The 18,093-nt window shown below is 74.8% G+C and carries 14 protein-coding genes; 8 read left to right on the top strand and 6 right to left on the bottom strand.

What is annotated here, in order from left to right:
• Nucleotides 1-40 precede the first annotated feature (40 nt).
• Entirely contained in the window at nt 41-877 is an 837-nt protein-coding gene (locus D7I43_RS11890) for an endo alpha-1,4 polygalactosaminidase (protein ID WP_120328519.1), read from the bottom strand.
• Between the two features lie 113 nt (nt 878-990).
• Nucleotides 991-2,700, bottom strand: a complete 1,710-nt coding sequence (locus tag D7I43_RS11885) for a CAP domain-containing protein (protein WP_120328518.1) — start codon at nt 2,698-2,700, stop codon at nt 991-993.
• Nucleotides 2,701-3,059: 359 nt separating this feature from the next.
• Here D7I43_RS11885 and D7I43_RS11880 point away from each other — a divergent pair, with 359 nt between their 5' ends.
• The 3 genes from D7I43_RS11880 (at nt 3,060) to D7I43_RS11870 (ending at nt 7,835) form a co-directional block, all read left to right on the top strand.
• Nucleotides 3,060-3,254, top strand: a complete 195-nt coding sequence (locus D7I43_RS11880; protein WP_120328517.1) for a hypothetical protein — start codon at nt 3,060-3,062, stop codon at nt 3,252-3,254.
• A gap of 367 nt (nt 3,255-3,621) precedes the next feature.
• The gene (gene smc, locus D7I43_RS11875; RefSeq protein ID WP_120328516.1) at nt 3,622-7,218 is read left to right on the top strand and encodes a chromosome segregation protein SMC; all 3,597 of its coding nucleotides are present in this window, start codon (nt 3,622-3,624) and stop codon (nt 7,216-7,218) included.
• Nucleotides 7,215-7,835, top strand: a complete 621-nt coding sequence (locus tag D7I43_RS11870) for an HAD-IA family hydrolase (RefSeq protein ID WP_120328515.1) — start codon at nt 7,215-7,217, stop codon at nt 7,833-7,835. Before smc ends, D7I43_RS11870 begins: the two co-directional genes overlap by 4 nt.
• 28 nt (nt 7,836-7,863) lie before the next feature.
• Here D7I43_RS11870 and D7I43_RS11865 read toward each other — a convergent pair whose 3' ends face one another.
• From D7I43_RS11865 to D7I43_RS11850, 4 genes are all read right to left on the bottom strand, one after another.
• The gene (locus D7I43_RS11865; protein WP_120328514.1) at nt 7,864-8,385 is read right to left on the bottom strand and encodes a DinB family protein; all 522 of its coding nucleotides are present in this window, start codon (nt 8,383-8,385) and stop codon (nt 7,864-7,866) included.
• A 119-nt stretch (nt 8,386-8,504) separates the two neighbouring features.
• The gene (locus D7I43_RS11860) at nt 8,505-8,999 is read right to left on the bottom strand and encodes a universal stress protein (RefSeq protein WP_120328513.1); all 495 of its coding nucleotides are present in this window, start codon (nt 8,997-8,999) and stop codon (nt 8,505-8,507) included.
• Nucleotides 9,000-9,290: 291 nt separating this feature from the next.
• Nucleotides 9,291-9,728: a MarR family winged helix-turn-helix transcriptional regulator gene (locus D7I43_RS11855; protein ID WP_120328512.1), complete on the bottom strand. Its 438-nt coding sequence runs from the start codon at nt 9,726-9,728 to the stop codon at nt 9,291-9,293.
• Nucleotides 9,729-9,752: 24 nt separating this feature from the next.
• A complete protein-coding gene (locus D7I43_RS11850; protein ID WP_120328511.1) occupies nt 9,753-11,465 on the bottom strand; it encodes an alkaline phosphatase D family protein in 1,713 nt (570 codons plus the stop codon).
• 151 nt (nt 11,466-11,616) lie between these two features.
• Between D7I43_RS11850 and ftsY the strand changes: the two genes are divergently transcribed.
• From ftsY to D7I43_RS11825, 5 genes are all read left to right on the top strand, one after another.
• Nucleotides 11,617-12,807: a signal recognition particle-docking protein FtsY gene (ftsY, locus tag D7I43_RS11845; protein ID WP_120328510.1), complete on the top strand. Its 1,191-nt coding sequence runs from the start codon at nt 11,617-11,619 to the stop codon at nt 12,805-12,807.
• A 30-nt stretch (nt 12,808-12,837) separates the two neighbouring features.
• Nucleotides 12,838-13,677 (top strand): phosphotransferase, encoded by an 840-nt coding sequence (locus tag D7I43_RS11840; protein ID WP_240032932.1) that lies wholly within the window; start codon nt 12,838-12,840, stop codon nt 13,675-13,677.
• 240 nt (nt 13,678-13,917) lie between these two features.
• Nucleotides 13,918-15,300, top strand: coding sequence for an ammonium transporter (locus tag D7I43_RS11835; protein WP_120328508.1), 1,383 nt, complete (start codon nt 13,918-13,920; stop codon nt 15,298-15,300).
• Nucleotides 15,301-15,325: 25 nt separating this feature from the next.
• Nucleotides 15,326-15,664, top strand: coding sequence for a P-II family nitrogen regulator (locus D7I43_RS11830; protein WP_174242592.1), 339 nt, complete (start codon nt 15,326-15,328; stop codon nt 15,662-15,664).
• 8 nt (nt 15,665-15,672) lie between these two features.
• Nucleotides 15,673-18,045: a [protein-PII] uridylyltransferase gene (locus D7I43_RS11825; RefSeq protein ID WP_120328506.1), complete on the top strand. Its 2,373-nt coding sequence runs from the start codon at nt 15,673-15,675 to the stop codon at nt 18,043-18,045.
• The last annotated feature ends 48 nt before the right edge of the window (nt 18,046-18,093 follow it).

Below are 18,093 nucleotides of genomic sequence, written 5' to 3'. Positions count from 1 at the left end.
AGCCGTGGTCGACGCCCGCACGGTCCGGCCGTGCCGGCGGTCAGGGCAGCGCGCAGGCGTCCCGCCAGGCGTCCAGGCCGCGCTGTTTGCGGATGGAGGCGAAGCCGTAGCCGACCGTGGTGACGCAGAAGTCGGTCGTCGAGCCGGTGTACTCGACGTGGAAGACCGGCTTGCCGGCCTCGACGAACGGCAGCAGCTTGGCGCACTGGCCCAGGCGGACGCACTCCTCGTTCACCGCGAAGTCGAAGTCCGGGGCGAGCGCGGCGACCTGGGGCACGTCGTTCATCAGCCCGGGGGAGAGGTCCAGGGACCGGGCGAGCCGGGCCAGCCGCCGGTTGAACTGCAACTGGTCGTCAAAGCCGAGGGCGAAGCCGGAGCGGTGCAGGTAGCCGTCCGCGTCGGCCAGCGCCACCGCGCCGAAGCCCTTGCCCCGGCACAGCCGGAACCGGTCGGCCAGCACCGGTTGGAGCGTGTCCCACCGCCGTACGTCCAGCCAGCGGCTGCCCGGGCGCCGGCCGGCCGCGCCCCGGACGCTGTCCGGGAAACGGTTGGCGTCCGGGTCGTCCGCGCGTACCGACCCGACGTGCACCTGGCAGACCAGCCGCCGGTACCGCGCGCGCAGCTCGGCGGTCTCCGCCGACGTGGTAGTCACCGGGTCGAGCAGGAACACGTCGGCGTCCACCTCCGGGTCGACCGGGCCGGTGAGCTGCCACTGCCACTGCCAGTGCCGCGCCGACGCGGCGGGCCACGGCGTGGGCGCGCCCGGTGGTGCGACCTCGACCCGGCAGCCGTACGCCGGAGCGAGCAGGAGCAGCGCCACGCCGGCGGCGAACGCGCGGCGCAACCGGACGGCGCGGCGGCGCGGCCGGATCCCCATCGGCAGCTCCCGGGTCCCGGACGGCGCCCCGCCGCCCGCTCCGGTACGCCGCCCCCTCGCCGGCGTACCTCACACCCGGTGAAACGAGTGCGGGCCCGCCGACGACTCGCCGGTCAACGCGGCGCGGCGAAGACCTGGGTCCAGTACGGCCCGTTGCTGGTCGCGATCCCCACACCGATCTCGGTGAACGCGCAGTTCAGGATGTTGGCCCGGTGTCCGGGGCTGTTCATCCAGGCATCCATGACGGCGGCCGGGGTCTTCTGGTTCCAGGCCACGTTCTCGCCGTAGGTGCGCCACTCGTAGCCCACCCGGTCGATCCGGTCGCCGGGATCGCTGCCGTCGCTGCCGGTGTGCGACATGTTCTGGTGGTCGGCCTGGTCCTGGCTGTGCCGCTGGGCCGCGGTCATCAACTTGTCGTCGATGCTCACCGCCCCGCAGCCGGCCTTGGCGCGCTCGGCGTTGACCAGGTCGACCACCTCGCGCGCCTGGGCGCTCACACTGCCGGCCGGGGCCGTGGTCGTGGCGGTGGTGGCGCCGCGGGTGCTCGGCGGGGTGCTCCGCTCGGCGGTACGCCGCGACGGCGCCGTGGTGCGCGACGCCTTCGGCGTGGGCCGCACGCTCCGGCTGGCCGACGGGGTGGGGCGCGCCGTGCTCGGCGAGGCGGTCGGGGAGGGGGCGGTGAGCGTCTCGGCGGGAGCCTCGTCGGTGGGCGCCACCGGTGCTTCCGCCACGGTGTCGTCGACGGCGCTCGGGGTGGCCGGCTCGTCGCCGCCGGGCAGGGCGAGGGCGCCGACGCCGAGGCTCACCACCAGCGTGGCCGCCGCGGCGGCACCGCCGATGAGCAGCGGCCGGGGGAGCCGGCGCCGGGAGCGGGGAGACTCCTCGGCGCCGGCCCGCGCCGGGCCGCCCGGCGCCGACGCGACCTCGTCGCGCACGTGCCAGGCGTCGTCGCGTTCCCCGCCGGTGTCGGTGGGCCAGCCCGTGTCCCGTGCCGAGGACACGGGGTACAGGGGCGCCGTGGCGTCGAGGTCCCGCCGTGGGTCGTGGCCGGCGTCCCACCCGCCCGCTCGCACGCCGTACGCCGTGTCGTCGCCCGCGGACCCGCCGGCCGCGTACCCGGGCGCCGCGTCCTCCGAACGCTCGTCCGACCAGCCGCCCGTCGCGTACCCGCCGAACCCGGTGGCGGACCCGTGGCGCCAGCCGTCGGTGGCGTCGCCGCGCCGGTCGTCGGCCGACCAGCCGGCGCCGGTGCGTCCGGTCTCCCACCCGTCGGTGCGTCCGGTCTCCCACTCGTCGGCCGGCCGGTGCGCGCCGGGGCGCTCGTTCGACCGCGGCCCGGTCGGCTCGTCCGCCCGCCACGCGCCGCCGCTCCCGGACCAGCCGGTGGCGTCGGTGGCCCAGCCGCCGGTCCCGTCCCTGCCGTCGTCGGCCGTCCACCTCTCCTGCGCCGCGGGCTCGGAGGCCCACTGGTGGTGCGGCTCGGGGCTCCACGGGCGGCGCGGCTCCGGTTCGGGGGCGTACCGGTCGGCCGGGCCGGGTCCGGCGCTCCACTCGTCCCGTGGGCCGGGCCCGGCCGTCCACCGGTCGGTCGGCTCACCGGACCGCGCGTCGACGCCCCGGTCCCCGGTGTGCGCGTCGGCGTACCCGGCGCCGTCACGTCCGGTCACGGCCGGCTCGTCGGGGTCGTCTCCGAACAGGTAGGCCGATCGCGGGGCCGGGCGGTCGGTCAGCCAGGACGGCTCGTCGATCGGCGGCTCGGGACGCCGGTGGGCGCCGTCCGGCTCGTTCGGGTCGGTCCAGCCGTACACGCCTGTCGCCTCCACGGGGTCGGTTGTGGGCCGCAGTGACGCTACGGTTGCGCCGCGACCTGCGGCAACGTGGCTAAGAAAGAGTTAAGGGGAAGTCGGACGCCCCGGTGCGGACTTCCCCCGACCGCTGGCGTACAGTTAAGGAGTCCGGACAGAGCGTGTCCGTGCCTCGTGGCGGTCCCCCCCGGCAAGTGGCAGGTCGGCGTGGAGATGATCTACGGCCTGCGGGAACTTGACGACGAGGGGGTTTGCGGCCCAATATGGAGATGTCGCCAGTCGCGCCCGGCCATGCCCAGATACAGCTGGAATGGCAGTCGCGAACACATGGGCGCGCGTTGGCCGGCCTTTCCGGCAGCGCATATCAAGGAGTCAACATGGCGAAGGCCCTCTACGGCCACGTAGGTGCAGCGCCCGACCGGCGCCTGCTCGACGAGGTCACCCGACTGCGTGCCAGGGTTCAGGCACTGGAGTTCGAGCTCACGCGTCTGCGCGCCGAGAACGATCGGCTCGCTGCCGCCGCGACCGAGGCGGATGGTCTGCTCCGGCTCGCCGAGCCCGCGCTGACCTGATCCTCGCGTCGGAAAACTGAATCGCACCACGCAAAATCGCGCGCCGACACCTGTGTGCCGGCGCGCAGCTTTTGTCTCCACCCCATTTCGGCCGCCATTTTTCGATCTTGCCGTTCGGCGGTGGGCGGCCGGACCGCGCCATTGGTGAAAACGGCGCGGGGGATCCCTCCGGGCGCGAATGGCGGCACCTTTGCCGAGGATGTGGCGAGGGCCACCGGGCGATTCCGGCGCCCGGCCGGTGCCGCCACACCGGCAGGGCGGGGCGGGTCGCGTGCCGGCGTACCGGGGGCGGCGGGTTAGTCTGCGGGTTCACCCAGGTCCGCGCAGCCGGCGACGGTACGGCGGCCACCGGACGAGGATCGAGAAGGTGCATCTCAAGAGCCTGACGGTGAAGGGATTCAAGTCCTTCGCCTCCGCGACGACGCTCAAGCTGGAGCCGGGGATCACCTGTGTGGTCGGCCCGAACGGCTCCGGCAAGTCCAACGTCGTCGACGCCATCGCCTGGGTGCTGGGCGAGCAGGGCGCCAAGGCGCTGCGCGGCGGCAAGATGGAGGACGTCATCTTCGCCGGCACGGCCGGCCGGGCGCCGCTGGGCCGCGCCGAGGTCACCCTGACGATCGACAACACCGACGGCGCGCTGCCCATCGAGTACACCGAGGTGTCGATCACCCGCCGGATGTTCCGGTCCGGCGAGAGCGAGTACGAGATCAACGGCAACTCGTGCCGGCTGCTCGACATCCAGGAACTCCTGTCCGACTCCGGCATCGGCCGGGAGATGCACATCATCGTGGGGCAGGGCCGTCTCGACGGCATGCTGCACGCCAAGCCGGAGGACCGGCGGGCGTTCATCGAGGAGGCGGCGGGCGTCCTCAAGCACCGCAAGCGCAAGGAAAAGGCGCTGCGCAAGCTCGACGCGATGCAGACCAACCTCAACCGGCTCACGGACCTCACCACCGAGCTGCGCCGCCAGCTCAAGCCGCTGGGACGCCAGGCCGAGGTGGCCCGCCGGGCCGCCGCCATCCAGGCCAACCTGCGGGACGCCCGGCTGCGGCTGCTCGCCGACGACCTGGCCACACTGCGCGCCACCCTCGACAAGGAGATCGCCGACGAGACGGCGGTACGGCAGCGGCGCGAGCAGGTCGAGGCCGAGCACGCCGAGGTGCAGCGGCGCCTCGCCGAGCTGGAGGCGGCCCTCGCCGAGGACGCCCCGCTGCTCGCCGCGGCACAGGACACCTGGTACAAGCTGTCCGCCCTGCAGGAGCGGTTCCGCTCGATCGAGCAGCTCGCCCGGGAGCGGCTGCGCCACCTCAGCGCGACGCCGGACGACGAGCGGCCCGGCCGCGACCCGGACCAGCTGGAGGCCGAGGCCGAGCGGGTCCGCGAGCAGGAGGAGGAGCTGCGGGCGGCGCTCACCGACGACCAGATCCGGCTGGCCGAGGCCGTCGAGCACCGGCAGGAGCTGGAGCGGCAGCTCGCCGCCGCGGAGCGGGAACTGGTGGCCGCCGCCAAGGCGATCGCCGACCGGCGCGAGGGGCTGGCCCGCCTGACCGGCCAGGTCAACTCGGCGCGTGCGCGTACCACCAGTGCCGGCGAGGAGATCGAGCGGCTCGCCGCCGCGCACGCCGACGCCCTGGCCCGGGCCGAGAAGGCGCAGGCCGACCTGGACGCCGTGGCGGCCCAGTCGACCGAGGCGGACCGGGACAACGCCGAGCTGGACGAACGGCACGCCGAGGCGGTCGCGGTGCACGAGCGGGCCCAGGCGGCCGTCCGCACGCTGACCGACGCCGAGCGCGCCGCCGAGAAGGACGCGGCCACCTGGAAGGCACGCGAGGAGGCGCTCGCCCTCGGCCTGCGCCGCAAGGACGGCGCGGGCGCCCTGCTCGCCAAGGCGAACGAGGTGCCGGGCCTGCTCGGCAGCCTCGCGGGGCTGCTCACCGTGGCACCCGGGCACGAGGCGGCCCTCGCCGCCGCGCTGGGCGGCCTGGCCGACGCCGTGGCCGTGACCGGGGTGGACGAGGCCGTCGAGGCGATGCGCCTGCTGAAGATCTCCGACGCGGGCCGGGCCGGGCTCCTCATCGGCAGCCCCGCCGGCCCGGGCATGGAGGGCCCGGCGGACGCGCTGCGCCCGAAGCTGCCCGACGGCGCGCGCTGGGCACCGGACCTCGTGGAGTGCGCCGAGCAACTGCGGCCGGCGGTCTACCGGGCGCTGCGGGACGTCGTGCTCGTCGACGACCTCGCGGCGGCGGCCGAGCTGGTCGCCGGCAACCCCGAGCTGCGCGCCGTGACGCCCGACGGTGACGTGGTCGGGGCGTACGCGGCGGCCGGCGGGTCGGCCAAGGCACCCAGCTTCATCGAGGTGCAGGCGGCCGTCGAGGAGGCGCGCGCGAACCGCATCGCGGCCGAGCAGACCGCGGCGGAGCTGCGCGAGCAACTGGTGGACGCGCGCGCCGAGGTGGCCACCGCGAAGGAGGCGGTGCAGCACGCCGCGGCCGCCAAGCGGGAGGCCGAGAGCCACCGCAACGCGGCCGCCCGGCGCCTCGCCGAGCTGGGCGCGGCGGCGCGTTCGGCGAAGGCCGAGTGCGAGCGGCTCGGCGAGTCCCGGGCCCGCGCCGAGGCCGCCCGGGAACGGGACCTGCTGGCCCTGGCCGAGCTGGAGGAGCGGCTGCGGCTGGCCGAGGAGACCCCGGTCGACGCCGAGCCCTCCACCGAGGAGCGGGACCAGCTCGCCGCGATGGTGCCGCAGGCGCGGCAGAACGAGATGGAGGTCCGGCTCGCGGTGCGTACCGCCGAGGAGCGGGTCGCGTCGATCGCCGGCCGGGCCGACTCGCTGCGCCGGCAGGCCGCCGCGGAGCGGGCCGCGCGGGAGCGGGCCGCCGCCCGGCGGGCAGCGCGCACGCGCGGCGCCGCGATCGCGCGGGCCGTGGCCGGCGGGGCCCGGGAGGCCCTCACCCGGCTGACCGTCTCGATCGCCACGGCCGAGGAGCAGCGTGACGCGGTGGCGCGCGAACGCGCCGCCCGGGAGGCCGAACTCCAGGAGGTACGCGGTGCGGCCAAGCGGCTCGGCGCGGAGCTGGAGCGGCTGACCAGCCAGGTGCACCGGGACGAGGTGGCCCGCGCCGAGCAGCGGCTGCGCATCGAACAGCTGGAGGCGAAGGCGGCCGAGGACTTCGGCCTGGACGTGGAGACGCTGGTCGCCGAGTACGGGCCGGACCAGCCCGTGCCGCCCACCCAGGCCGACGTCGCCGCCGCCGAGCGGGACGGCCTGCCGGTGCCCGAACCGGTGCGCTACGAGCGCCCCGTGCAGGAGAAGCGGGCCGCGAAGGCGGAGCGTGAGCTGGCCCTGCTCGGCAAGGTGAACCCGCTGGCGCTGGAGGAGTTCGCCGCGCTGGAGGAGCGCTACAAGTTCCTCTCGGAGCAGCTGGAGGACCTCAAGGCGACCCGGCGGGACCTGCTCACCGTGGTCAAGGACGTCGACGACCGGATCCTCGAGGTCTTCGCGAGCGCGTTCGCGGACACGGCGCGGGAGTTCGAGCAGGTCTTCGAGGTGCTCTTCCCCGGCGGCGAGGGGCGGCTCGTGCTCACCGACCCGGACGACCTGCTGACCACCGGCGTCGAGGTGGAGGCCCGGCCGCCGGGCAAGAAGATCAAGCGGTTGTCGCTGCTGTCCGGCGGCGAGCGGTCGCTGACGGCGGTGGCCATGCTCGTGGCGATCTTCCGCGCCCGGCCCAGCCCGTTCTACATCATGGACGAGGTGGAGGCGGCCCTCGACGACGTGAACCTCGGTCGGCTGATCACGCTCCTGGCCCAGCTGCGGGAGAAGAGCCAGCTGATCGTCATCACGCACCAGAAGCGGACCATGGAGATCGCCGACGCGCTCTACGGGGTGACCATGCGCGGTGGCGTGACCCAGGTGATCAGCCAGCGGCTCAACCGGGCCGACGACGGGCAGGAGAAGGACGGGTGAGTCGGGAACGCGCGACGGCGCTCCTCGTGGACTTCGACGGCGTCCTGCGGCGCTGGGACCCGGAGGTCGTGGCGGGGGTGGAGCGGCGCTACGGCCTCGCCGAGGGTGCGCTGCTGGAGACGGCGATGCAGTGGGGACGCCTCCAGCCGGCGCTCACCGGGCAGGTCAGCCACGCCGACTGGATGGCCGGTGTGGCCGAGGCGCTGGCCGAGCCGGCGGGCGGCGCGGAGCGCGCCCGGGCGGCGGTGGACGAGTGGCAGCGGTACCGGGGCGAGGTGGACGCCGACGTGCTCGGCTTCGTCCGCGAGGCCCGGGCCGGTGGCATCCGCGTCGGTCTCGCCACGAACGCCACCGACCTGCTCGACGACGACCTCGCCGCGTTCGGCCTCGCCGGCGAGTTCGACGCGGTGGTCAACTCGTACCGGCTCGGCGTGAACAAGCCGGCCAAGGAGTACTTCCGGGTCGCGTGCCAGGCGGTGGCCACGCCGCCGGACCGGGTGCTGTTCGTGGACGACGAGGACTGGTCGGTACGCGGCGCGCGGGCCGCCGGCCTCTCGGCGCACCGCTGGACCGGCGCGGCCGATCTGCGCTACCTGCGGGCGGCGCTGGCGTACTGACTCGGGCGGCCACCTCGCCCACCGGCGGTCATTCGCCGGTGACGCCGTCGATGCGTTCGCGGATCAGGTCGGCGTGGCCGTTGTGCCGCGCGTACTCCTCGATCATGTGCAGGTAGACCCAGCGCAGGTTGAACGTGCGGCGCTTCGGGCCCACCTCGGTGAAGGTCTCGTCGAGCGACCGGCCGGCCACCGCGGCCCGCGCCAGCTCCACCTCGCGGTGGTAGGTGGCGAAGTCCGCCTCGGCGTCCGCCGTGCTGACGTCGTGGTCGGCGTCCGGGTGCTCGGGCGTGTAGTAGGGGTAGTCCACCCGCTGTCCCGCGAAGTTCTCCCGGAACCACCAGGCCTCCACCTCGGCCAGGTGCCGGACGAGGCCGAGCAGCGTCAGCCCGGAGGGCTCGACGCTGGGCGTACGCAACTGGTCGGCGGTCAGGCCCGCGCACTTGAGCAGCAGGGTCTGCCGGTGGTAGTCGAGCCAGCTCTCGAGCATCGGGCGCTCGTCGCCGACGCTGATCTCAGGGGTCCGGGTGATCGCCGGTGCCGTCCACGTCATGCCGGCCATCCTCGCCCGCACCCCTGACGAAACGCGACGGGTTTGTCGGCACGGCGCGACGGTCGACGCCTCCCGTCCGTTTCGTGCCCGTCAGGGCGCCGCGACGGTTCCGCGCCCGCTCAGGGCACCACGACGACCGGCCAGCGGCCGGTGCGGACCAGCCGGGTGGCCACCGACCCGACGAGGCGGTGCCCCGCCTGCTCGGACGCGCCGACCACCACCATGTCCGCCTGGAACTCGTCGGCCGCGTCGCGCAGCTCGACGTACGGGTCACCACGCCGGCAGACGAACGTGATCGGCAGGCCCAGCTCCTTGGCCCCGCGCCGGATGTCGCGGCGGATCTCCGCGGCGAGCTCGTCCTGCGCCTGCTGCACGGCGCCCGCGTCCACGCCGGGCATCATGGCGGCGAAACCGGTCGGCGCGCTCACGAAGACGACCACGAGCGCGGCGCCCTGCCGGCGGGCGAGCCCGGCGGCGTACCAGCCGGCCCGCTCGGAGGTGCGGGTGCCGTCCACGCCGACCAGCACCACCCGGGGGCCGTCCGTGCCGCGTTCGAACGGCAGCGGTCGGGCCTGCGGGCCGTACTCCTCGCGGTCGGGGGCTCCGACGCTCATGCCGCCTCCCTCCGGTGGGCGCCGTCACGGGGTCGGGCCGCGCGGTTCCTGATGATCCGCTCACTGCGCTGGCCCACGACCCCTCCCTCGGATGTGATCGTCCATCGATATGGTGCGGGCCGCAACGCCTGCTCCCATCCGGTGCCAACGCCGGGCGAGCCGTCGTTGTGCCGGCGCGTCGACAACATCACGGTGGCCATGTCCCACCCTGCCATTTGGTTGCCCGAAGCAACAACCGTCCGGATGTCCGGACCATTCCCAGGCACGCGGGCTCACCGGGCGTGGAGCACGTCACGGCCACGCGTCGTTGAACCGCCCCAGCAGGCGCGCGAACTCCGCCACGTCCGCCGCGGGCCACGTCTCCAGGACCCGCCGGATGTGTTCCAGCCGCGCGGCCCGCGCGGCGTCGAAACGCCGCTGGCCCTCCTCGGTGAGGCTGAGCTGGGAGGCACGCCGGTCGCTCGGGTCCGGGGTGCGGCTGACCAGGCCCAGCGTCTCCAGCGCGCGGATCTGCCGGCTCAGCGTCCCCTTGCCGATGCCGAGCCGCGCCGCCAGGTCGGTGAGCCGGATCCGGTCGGAGCGCCGCAGCCAGAGCAGCAGGCCGTACGCGTTCGGTTCGAGGTTCGGGTGCACCTCACGGGCGACCTCCCAGGAGACCGCGCGGCCGCGCCGCAGCAGGGCGGTCAGCTCGTGCTCGACCGCCCGCAGGGTCTCCGCGTGCTCGTCCACCCCGTAGAGGGTACGGTGCCGCTCTCACACCGCCCCGGTGAGCCGCTGGCGCATCACCGGGCGCAGGTGCCCGTCCGCCGTGGTGCCCTCGATGGTCACCTCGGCGCTGCGCCCGGAGTGCACGAGCGTGGCCACCGCGTTCCCGAAGTACGGGCCGGCCAGCTTGCGCCAGCGCACCCCGGCCCGGCGTACGCCGGCCGAGCGGGCCAGCGCGGCGGTCGCCGCCGCGGGACCGGGCGACCAGCCGAGCCGCATGAGCGGCCGCAGCCCCGCCGGCACCTGGTTGTGGATCGGCGAGCAGGTGAGCTGGTGGACCGGCGTCGTCACGGCCGGGTCGTCGAACCGGGCGCGGGCCACGTACGAGTGGTGCACGTCGCCGGAGAGCACGCTGATCGACGCCGGCGGGGCGTACGCGGGCCCGGCGCCCACCGGATCGCCCACCCGGCCCGGGGTGCCGCTGGCGATCCGGGCGAACGTGGCGGCCAGCGCCTCGAACGACCGCCGGAACGCCGCCCAGTGCTCCAGGTCGAGCGCGCGGCGCAGCTTCTCCGACACCCGGGCGACCCAGGGCCGCCGGGAGTCGGCCAGCCGCTCGTTCCACGACTCGACGTGGTGGATGCCCGGCGGCAACAGCCACGGCAGGGACGCGCCGACCACGAGGTGGTCGTACACGCCGTGCACCTGGTCGAGGAACCAGGACCACTCGCCCGGCGGCAGCATCGCCCGGTTGCCGGGGTCGAGGACGCGGCTGCACCGGTTGTCGAGCATGACCAGCCGGGTCCGGCCCAGGTCCAGCGCGTAGCTCCACTGGTACTGCACGGCACGCCACCGCTCGGTGTCGTGCGCGAGGTCCGACTCCTTGTCGACCCGCTGCCCGAACTCCCGCAGCACCCCGGTGGCGTCCTCGGCGGCCGTCACCTTGGCGAACACCGGGTCGGCGGCGACCTCGTCCGGTGCGAGGTTGCCCAGGTGCTGGTAGACCCAGTACGACGCGAGGCCGCTGCCGATCCGTTCGGCCCACCACGGCTGCCGCCGCGCGTCGGCCCGCCAGGCGGCGGAGGTGTTCCAGTCGTCGATGATCTCGTGGTCGTCGAAGATCATCACGCTCGGCGCGGTGGAGAGCAGCCAGCGGATCTCCGGGTCGCGCCACGACTCCAGGTAGAGCTTCGTGTACTCGTCGAAGCTCACCACCTGGTCGGCCGGGGCGCCCCGGGGCCGGCGCCGCCGCCGGCGCAGCAGCCGGCGCACCGTGGGCGAGGTGACGTCCGCGTAGACCTGGTCGCCGAGGAGCACCAGCAGGTCGGGCAGCGCGGCCGGCGCGAAGTCGGCCATCAGGCGACGGGCGTACGCGTCCAGCGCGTCCGGGGGCAGCCGGCGGGCGGTGGCGTGCTGGGTGGTCTCCCGGCAGGAGCCGAAGAGCAGCCGGACCGGCTGGTCCCGGTCGTCGGCGGCCCGGGTACGGATCACGCTGGGCGGGAACCCGGAGTCGGGCACCGGCCACACGACCTCGTCGTCGACCAGCACCTCGTACGTCGTGGCGCTGTCCGGGGTCAACCCGTCCACCACCACCAGCGCGTAGTGGTGGTCGTACGCCGTGAAGGTCGGCGCGCTGCCCGAGGCGCCGTCGGCCGTGCGGACGGTGACCACGGCGGGCGCCGCGGTCTCGACCCAGACGGTGGCCCGCGTGCCCGCCACCCGGCGCAGCAGCGGGCCGATGAGCAGGTCTGCGGCGGGCATGACGGACCTCCGGATCGTGAGCGGGCTTCATCCTTACTACCCGGCCGGCGGTCGCACCCCTGCTGGCTGTGATCTAGGCTACCGCCGCTTCGGAGGGGTTGCCGGGTGCGGTGGCTGGGACGCCGCCGGCCGCATCTGACAGGATTTCGGCATGATGGACTACCTCCTCATCGCACTCGTCCTGCTCGGTGTGCTGATCCTCGGCACGCTCGGGCTGGTCGTGCCGCGCCTGCGCCGCCGCCCGGAGCCACCGCTGCCGACGACGGAGGTCGAGACACGGGCGGAGGAGGATCTGGCCGGCCCGCCCGTCGAGGCGCCCGAAGCCGACCTCTCGACCGGAGTGCTCGTCGAACCGCCGCCCGTCGTGGAGGCGCCGGCACCGGTGCTGGAGGTGCCGGAGCCGACCGCCGGCCGCCTCGTCCGGCTGCGTGGCCGGCTGTCCCGCTCCCAGAACGTCTTCGGCAAGGGGCTGCTCGGCCTGCTCAGCCGCGACCGCCTCGACGAGGACACCTGGGAGGAGATCGAGGACAGCCTCATCACCGCGGACGTCGGCGTGGACGCCACCCGCGAGATCGTCGACCGGCTGCGCGAGCGCACCCGTGTGCTCGGCACCCGCACCGCCGCGGAGCTGCGGGCGCTGCTCGCCGCCGAGCTGGTCAACGCGCTCGACCCGACGCTGGACCGCTCCCTGAGGACCGCGCCGAAGGAGGGGGTGCCGGCCGTGGTGCTCGTGGTCGGCGTCAACGGCGCCGGCAAGACCACCACCTGCGGCAAGATCGCCCGGGTGCTGGTCGCCGACGGGCGCAGCGTGCTGCTCGGCGCGGCCGACACGTTCCGCGCCGCCGCCGCGGACCAGCTGGAGACCTGGGGCGGCCGGGTGGGCGCCGAGACGGTCCGCGGGCCCGAGGGCGCCGACCCGGCCAGCGTGGCGTTCGACGCGGTCCGGCGGGGTATCGACACCGGCGTGGACACGGTGCTCATCGACACGGCGGGTCGTCTCCAGAACAAGGTCGGCCTCATGGACGAGCTCGGCAAGGTCAAGCGGGTGGTGGAGAAGCACGGCCCGATCGACGAGACGATCCTGATCCTCGACGCCACCACCGGCCAGAACGGCCTCGAGCAGGCGCGGGTCTTCACCGAGGTGGTCAACGTGACCGGCGTCGTGCTCACCAAGCTCGACGGCACCGCCAAGGGCGGCATCGTCATCGCCGTGCAGCGCAAGCTCGGCATCCCGGTGAAGCTCGTGGGCCTGGGCGAGGGGGCGGACGACCTGGCGCCGTTCGACCCGGCCCAGTTCGTCGACGCGCTGCTCGGCACCGAAGCCGCGGCACGGGACGCGTAGGCTCGGGTGAGCACTGACGATCGCGCGTACGTGGGGTGGCGCGACCCGAGCCACCCGTCGCAGCGCCTGGGGAGACCGTACGTGACGTCACAGGAGATCCCGCTGCACGGCGGGAACGTGAGCACCGTCGTCCGGGTCGGCGACACGGTGCGGCGCAACGCCGGGCCGTGGACCCCCTCCGTGCACGCCCTGCTGCGTCACCTGGAGTACGTCGGGTTCACCGGCGCGCCCCGCGCGCTCGGCATGGACGAGCGCAACCGGGAGGTCCTGTCGTACCTGGAGGGGGAGTGCGGGGAGTACCCGCTCGCCCCGCACTGGGTGACCGACGAGGCGCTGGTGACCGTCGCCACCATGCTGCGGATGTTCCACGACGCCCAGTACGGCTTCGTGCCGCCGCCGAACGCCGTGTGGCGCTCGTTCGGGCCGCCCCCGCCGGACACCGAGGTGATCTGCCACCACGACGCGGCGCCCCACAACGTCATCTGGCGGCCGGACGGCACCCTCGGGCTGATCGACTTCGACCTCGCCTCGCCGGGGGCCCGGATCTACGACGTGGCGTACGCGGCGTGGACCTGGGTGCCGATCTTCTCCGACCGGGACTCGATCACCCTCGGCTGGAAGCACCCGGACCGGCCGCGCCGGCTGCGCCTCTTCGCCGACGCGTACGGGCTCATCCCGCGGGACCGGCACCGGCTGATCCGGACCATCCGCAAGCGGATCGTGGACCACGTGGAGGGCATCCGCCGGATGGCCGCGGCCGGTGATCCCGCGTTCGTCCGGATCGTGCACAAGGGGCACCTCCGCCGGCCGATGCGCGACCTGCGGCTGCTCGACTACGAGCGCCACGCCCTCGAGTACGCGCTCCGCTGAGCCGCGACGACGGATCGCGCCGGACGGTCGTCCATCGACGTTCGCCGTCCGGCGGATCCGCCGCCGTCCATCCCGCCGGGCGCGTGTCGTCCTTCACACGTACGAAACAACCCGTCACGGAACGGAAACCGGCCGGGGTCCCTGGGTGAAACAGCCGGCGACAAGGCTTCCGCTGCCGGCGTACGGGCGACGCTGCCCCGGAAGCCGCAAAGGAGGGAACTTCACCTATAGGAGGCCAGCGTGCCTGAAGCACCGACGATCGACACCGGCAACACCGCGTGGCTGCTGATCTCGAGCGCGATCGTGCTGCTCATGACGCCCGGTCTGGCGCTGTTCTACGGCGGGCTGAACCGGTCCAAGGGCGTCCTCAACATGATGATGATGAGCTTCTCGTCGATGGGTCTCATCTCCATCCTGTGGTTGTTCTACGGCTTCTCCGTCGCCTTCGGTGACGACCAGAACGGCGTCTGGGGCGACCTGGGCCAGTACCTCGGCACCAAGACGTTCATGGCCGAGACGGACCTGTGGGGCGAGACCGGCATCCCGCTCTACGTCTTCATGGCCTTCCAGATGATGTTCGCGATCATCACGGTCGCGCTGATCAGCGGCGCCGTCTCCGACCGGGCGAAGTTCTCCGGCTGGCTGCTGTTCGCCTTCGGCTGGGCGACGCTCGTCTACTTCCCGGTCGCGCACATGGTCTGGGGCGGCGGCTTCATCGGCGCCACCCTGGGCGCGCTCGACTTCGCCGGCGGCACCGCCGTGCACATCAACGCCGGCGCCGCGGCGCTCGCCCTCGCCCTGGTGCTCGGCCGGCGGGCCGGCTGGCCCCGGGAGGGCATGAAGCCGCACAACGTGCCGATGGTGGCGCTCGGCGCCGGCCTGCTGTGGTTCGGCTGGTTCGGCTTCAACGCCGGATCGGAGCTGACCGCCGACTCGACCACCGCCATCGCGTTCCTCAACACCCAGGTCGCCACCGGCGCGGCGGTGCTCGGCTGGATCGTCGTCGAGTGGCTGCGCAACGGCCGGCCCACGCTGGTCGGCGCGTCCTCCGGCGCGATCGCCGGCCTGGTCGCGATCACCCCGGCCTGCGCGTTCGTCGCCCCCTGGGCCGCCGTCCTGCTCGGCCTGGTGGCCGGCGCCGTGTGCGCGGTCGCCGTCGGCCTGAAGTACCGGCTCGGCTTCGACGACTCGCTCGACGTGGTCGGCGTGCACTTCGTCGGCGGCTGGATCGGCTGCCTCTGGATCGGGCTCTTCGGCACCAGCACCGTCAGCTCCCTCGTCGCCCGCGAGGGCCTGTTCTACGGCGGCGGGGCGACCCAGCTCGGCGTGCAGGCGCTCAGCGCCCTGATCGTCTCGGTCGTCTCCTTCGCGATCGCGTACGGGCTGGCCTTCCTCATCGAGAAGACGATCGGGTTCCGGGTGAGCGCCGAGGCCGAGGCCGACGGCATCGACATCGCCGAGCACGCGGAGAGCGCGTACGACCTCTCCCCGGCGGGCGGCAGCGGCGGCGCGTTCGCGCTGGCCGGCATCGGGGCGCCCGCGGCCGGTGGCGCCACCGGCGCCACCGGCGCCACCGGCGACGGCGAGCCCGCCGCGCCGGTCAGCGAGAAGGTAGCCGGTTAACGTTTCTCCGATGGAGGGGTTGGACATGAAGCTGGTGACCGCGGTCATCAAGCCCTACCAGCTGGACGCGGTGAAGGAGGCCCTGCACGCCCTCGGCGTGGCCGGCCTGACCGTCAGCGAGGTCCAGGGGTACGGGCGGCAGAAGGGGCACACCGAGGTCTACCGGGGTGCCGAGTACACGGTCGAGTTCCTGCCGAAGATCCGCGTCGAGGTGCTCACCGACGAGATCGACGTGGAGAAGATCGTGGACGCGATCGTCGGTGCCGCCCGCACCGGCAAGATCGGTGACGGGAAGGTGTGGGTGACGAGCGTCGACGAGGTCGTCCGGGTCCGCACCGGCGAGCGCGGCCTCGACGCGCTGTAGGAGGCGCCATGACCCCGTCGGCCGGGCGCGCCGTGCCGGGAACCCCCGTTCCCACCGGCACGGACCGCCCGCCCGACGGGGTCGCCGCGTCCGGCGGGGCGACCGTCCCGCCCGGCGGGGTCGCCGGCCCCTCTCCGGGCGTCGTGGTCCCGGCCGGCGTCGGCGAGCCGGCGCGGCACCGGCGGGCCGCCGCGTACGACGCGTTCCTCGCCGGGCTCCTGCCCCGCCGTCCCGGGGTGGCGCTGGTCGCCGTGGGCGGGCTGGGCCGGCGGCAGTGCGCCCCGTACGGCGACCTCGACCTCGTGCTGCTGCACGCCGGGGTGCCCGGAATCGACGACCTGGCCGCCTCGATCTGGTACCCCGTCTGGGACGCCGGGCTGCGGCTGGACCACTCCGTGCGTACCGTCGCCGAGGCGCTGTCGGTGGCCCAGGACGACGACAAGGTGGCCCTCGGGCTGCTCGACGCGCGTCTGGTCGCCGGTGACGCGGCGCTCGCCGACTCCCTCGTCCGCACCGCCGCCGACCACTGGCGGCGCACCGCCGTACGCCGGCTGCCGCGCCTGCGCGAGATCACCGCCGCACGCTGGCGCGCGCACGGCGAACTGGCCTTCCTGCTGGAGGGGGACGTCAAGGAGGCCGCCGGCGGGCTGCGCGACGTCGGCGTCCTGCGGGCCATCGCGTCCGCCGGCGTCACCGACGCGCTGCGCCCCGCGGTCCACGCCGCGCACCTGCGGCTGCTCGACGTCCGCGACGCCCTGCACGAACAGGTCGGCCGGCGGGTCGACCGCCTCGTCGCCCAGGAACGCGACGGCGTGGCCGCGCGGCTCGGGCTGCGGCAGCCGCAGCGCGGCGACAGCGCTGAGCCGGCCCTCCACGACGGCGACGTGCTGCTGCGCCGGGTGGCCGGTGACGCCCGGACGATCCGCCACGCCCTCGACGACGCCTTCCGCGCCGCCGAGCGGCTGCGGGGTGGACGCACCCGGGTCGGCATCGCCCGCCCCGTACGCCGGCCGGTGGCCCGGGACGTCGTCGCGCACGACGGCGAGCTGGTGCTGGCCCGCACCGCGATCGGCGCGCGGCCGGACCCGAGCCTGTCGCTGCGGGTCGCCGCCGCGGCGGCCACCACCGGGCTGCCGATCGCCCGCGCCACCTGCGAGTGGCTGGCCGCGTACTGCCCGCCGCCGCCCACGCCCTGGCCCGCCGAGGCCCGGGCGGCGCTCTTCACGCTGCTCGGCGCCGGCCCCGGCCTGCTCGCCGCCTGGGAGACCTGCGACCGGTACGGGCTGGTCGACGCCTGGCTGCCCGAGTGGACCCGGCTGCGCAGCCTGCCCCAGCACAACCCGGTGCACCGGTTCACCGTCGACCGGCACCTCGTGCAGACCGCGTACGAGGCGAGCCGGCACGCCCGTGACGTCGAGCGACCCGACCTGCTCCTGCTCGGCGCGCTGCTGCACGACGTCGGCAAGGGCCTCGCCGGTGACCACAGCGCGGCCGGCGTACCGATCGCCGAGGCGGTGGCGGCCCGGATCGGGCTGCCCCCGCCGGAGGTGGCCCTGATCGGCACCCTCGTACGCCTGCACCTGCTCCTGCCCGAGGTGGCCACCCGGCGGGACCTCGCCGATCCGGTCACCATCGCCGGGGTGGCCGAGGCGGTCGGCGACCCGGCCACCCTCGACCTGCTGCACGCCCTCGTCCGGGCCGACGCCGCCGCCACCGGGCCCGGCGCCTGGTCGGACTGGAAGGGGCGGCTCGTCGCCGAGCTGGTGGCCCGCGTCCGTACCGCGCTCGACACCGGGGCGCTGCCGGCGCCACCCGCGCCGGACCCGGCGCTGCTCACCGAGCCGCTGCCGGTGATCCAGGTGACCGGCGACCGGGTGGCCGTCGCCGCCGCCGACCGGCGGGGCCTGCTCGCCACGGTGGCCGGCTGCCTGGCCCTGCACCGCCTCGACGTGGTCGCCGCGGACGCCTCCGTGGTCGACGGGCGGGCCCTGGTGGAGTGCCGGGTGCAGCCCCGCTACGGCCTGCCGCCCGACCCGGTCGCGGTCAGCGGCGACCTGCGCCGGGCGGTCGGCGGCGACGTCTCGGTCACCCAGCGTCTGCGCGGGCGGGCCCTCGCGGCCCGTGGCGCGGCCGCCGCCCCGCGCGTCGTATGGCACCGGGAGGCGGCCACCGACGCGGTCCTGCTGGAACTGCGCGCCGCCGACGCCGCGGGGCTGCTCTACCGGGTGACCTGTGCCCTCGACGAGGTGGGCGCCCAGGTCCGCGCCGCGCGCATCGCCACGCTGGGCGGGGACGTGGTGGACGCCTTCTACCTGGTCGGCGGCTGGCCGGACGACGCCACCCGGGCCCGGCTGGAGCAGGCGGTGCTCGCCGCGGTGTGACGACGGCGGCCGGCGCGTCTACGTCCGGGAACGTAGGCCGGATGCCGC

This window comes from Micromonospora globbae, from assembly GCF_003610785.1.
GTDB classification, from domain to species: Bacteria; Actinomycetota; Actinomycetes; order Mycobacteriales; family Micromonosporaceae; genus Micromonospora; species Micromonospora globbae.
Note: the sequence above shows the minus strand (reverse complement) of the source record. Positions and strands in the feature narration are given on the sequence as shown.

Excerpts from the sequence above, each read along its gene's own strand:
- ftsY (WP_120328510.1), top strand. The coding sequence starts at position 11,617 with ATGATGGACTACCTCCTCATCGCACTCGTCCTGCTCGGTGTGCTGATC.
- D7I43_RS11850 (WP_120328511.1), bottom strand. The coding sequence starts at position 11,465 with ATGCCCGCCGCAGACCTGCTCATCGGCCCGCTGCTGCGCCGGGTGGCG.
- D7I43_RS11825 (WP_120328506.1), top strand. The coding sequence starts at position 15,673 with ATGACCCCGTCGGCCGGGCGCGCCGTGCCGGGAACCCCCGTTCCCACC.
- D7I43_RS11830 (WP_174242592.1), top strand. The coding sequence starts at position 15,326 with ATGAAGCTGGTGACCGCGGTCATCAAGCCCTACCAGCTGGACGCGGTG.
- D7I43_RS11865 (WP_120328514.1), bottom strand. The coding sequence starts at position 8,385 with ATGACGTGGACGGCACCGGCGATCACCCGGACCCCTGAGATCAGCGTC.
- D7I43_RS11860 (WP_120328513.1), bottom strand. The coding sequence starts at position 8,999 with ATGAGCGTCGGAGCCCCCGACCGCGAGGAGTACGGCCCGCAGGCCCGA.
- D7I43_RS11880 (WP_120328517.1), top strand. The coding sequence starts at position 3,060 with ATGGCGAAGGCCCTCTACGGCCACGTAGGTGCAGCGCCCGACCGGCGC.
- D7I43_RS11890 (WP_120328519.1), bottom strand. The coding sequence starts at position 877 with ATGGGGATCCGGCCGCGCCGCCGCGCCGTCCGGTTGCGCCGCGCGTTC.